The 1,804-nt window shown below is 68.0% G+C and carries 3 protein-coding genes; 2 read left to right on the top strand and 1 reads right to left on the bottom strand.

The genetic code is table 11. The features are described 5' to 3' along the window. Positions 1 to 85: 85 nt before the first annotated feature. Positions 86 to 568, bottom strand: a complete 483-nt coding sequence (locus AX681_RS17925; protein ID WP_066659690.1) for a GNAT family N-acetyltransferase — start codon at positions 566 to 568, stop codon at positions 86 to 88. A gap of 94 nt (positions 569 to 662) precedes the next feature. On the opposite strand from AX681_RS17925, the gene AX681_RS17920 reads away from it, so the two are divergent. Both AX681_RS17920 and AX681_RS17915 read left to right on the top strand, forming a co-directional pair. Next, entirely contained in the window at positions 663 to 1,295 is a 633-nt protein-coding gene (locus tag AX681_RS17920) for a glutathione S-transferase family protein (protein WP_066659689.1), read from the top strand. Between the two features lie 67 nt (positions 1,296 to 1,362). Further along, a complete protein-coding gene (locus AX681_RS17915) occupies positions 1,363 to 1,734 on the top strand; it encodes a dihydroneopterin aldolase (RefSeq protein WP_066659688.1) in 372 nt (123 codons plus the stop codon). The last annotated feature ends 70 nt before the right edge of the window (positions 1,735 to 1,804 follow it).

Genomic DNA, 1,804 nt, shown 5'->3' with positions numbered 1-1,804 from the left:
GCTTCCTCCCCCTCCGTCACGCTGCGCGTGCCACCTCCCCCTGGCGGGGGAGGATCTGGGGAGGCGGGTGACCCAATGATGTCGTTTAGCGCCTAGGCCCCACCATCCCGGGCGTGTCCGGCGCAGGCCCTCGCGTCAGCAGCCGCTCCCGCTCGAACGGCCCCGGCAGGCGCCACGCGCCGGTCCGCACGGCGTCGAAACCGAACTGCGCATAATAATCATGGTCGCCGATCAGCATCAGCACCGCGTCGCCCGCCTGCTCGATCGCGCGCCACATCAGCGCGCGGCCGATCCCGACATTCTGCCGCTCGGGCGAGACAGCGACCGGGCCGACCAGGATCATCGGCGTCACGCTGCCATCGTCGCCCGCCAGTTCGACCGGCCAGCACTGGATGCTCCCCACCAGGGTCCCCGCCTCGACAGCGGCAAAGCTCAGCGCCGGCACCGCCGCGACACCCTCGCGCAGGCGATAGGCGGTGCGGCCATGCCGGTCGGCACCGAACACCCGATCGAGTAGCTGCTCGACCGCGTCGCGATACACCTCGCTCAAAGGCACCAGTTCGAACAGGGGCAATCTCCAGCGGCCCGGGGGATGGACGCCGGGGGCGCGCGCCTTTAGCCCCGAACGCGCGTGAGGCATAGCGGAATAAGGGGACGCATCGATGAAGCTCTATGACGCACCCTGGGCACCCAGCCCGCGTCGCGTGCGCATCTTCCTCGCCGAAAAGGGCGTGGAGGTACCGCGTGAGGCGGTCGATCTGCGCTCGGGCGAGCATCTTGCCGACGCCTATCTGCGCATCAACCCGCGCGGCGCGGTGCCCGCGCTCAGGTTCGACGATGGCGAAGTGTTGTGCGAATCGGCGGCGATCTGCCGCTATTTCGAAGCGCTGCACCCCGAACCGCCGCTGTTCGGACGCACCCCGATCGAAATCGGCCGGATCGAAAGCTGGACCCGGCGGATCGAGGGGGATGGCTATGCCGCCGTGGTCTATGTGCTGCGCAACACCGGCGCTGTGTTCAAGGATCGCGCAATCCCCGATGCCGGGCTCAGCATCGCGCAGATTCCCGAACTCGCCGCGCGCGGCGCGATCATGTGGGACGGCTTTGTCGACGCGCTCGACGCGCGGCTCGCCGACCGGCCCTGGATTGCGGGTGAAGCCTATAGCTTTGCCGACATCACCGCGCTGGTCACGCTCGACTTCGCGCGCGCGGCGAAACTGGCGGTGCCCGAGCATCTGGCCAATCTGCGCCGCTGGCACAGCGACGCGAGCGCGCGGCCCAGCGCTTCGGCCTGAACGCCCATTGCCGTTTTGGGGGTCGCAGCCTATGGGCGCGCGATCCGTTTCCCCAAGGGGCTTTTCGTTGCACGATCTTCTTCAGCTTCAGGTTCGCGATCTCGAGGTCCAGGTCCTCACCGGCGTCTATTCCGAAGAGACGCACCTGCCCCAGCCGCTGCGCATCTCGATCACCGTCGACATGGCTCCGGGCGATCCGTTCCGCCCCGATACGCCGCTCGACGCATCGAAATCCTATCTCGACCTCAAGCACGCCGCGACTGGGGCGCTGCCGCAGGGGGTGCATTTCACCCTGATCGAGGGCGTGGCCGACCATATCGTCGAAACGCTGATGACCGGCGATGCGCGCATCCAGCGGGTCGAGGTCGAGATTGTGAAACTCGCCATCGCCGAAGCGGACGAGCGGATCGGCATCACGCTGGTGCGCTATCGGAAGTAAGGGGCTGGCGCTTCTCCTAATCCTCCCCCGCCAGGGGGAGGTGGCGCCGAAGGCGACGGAGGGGGAGGGC

Origin of the sequence: Sphingomonas sp. CCH9-E2 (assembly GCF_001557215.1) — a bacterium.
Lineage (GTDB): Bacteria > Pseudomonadota > Alphaproteobacteria > Sphingomonadales > Sphingomonadaceae > Sphingomonas.
This window is presented reverse-complemented; position numbering and strand designations above follow the sequence as displayed.

Bases quoted from the DNA above. Each gene is read 5' to 3' on its own strand.
- AX681_RS17920 (WP_066659689.1), top strand. From the start codon at position 663: ATGAAGCTCTATGACGCACCCTGGGCACCCAGCCCGCGTCGCGTGCGC.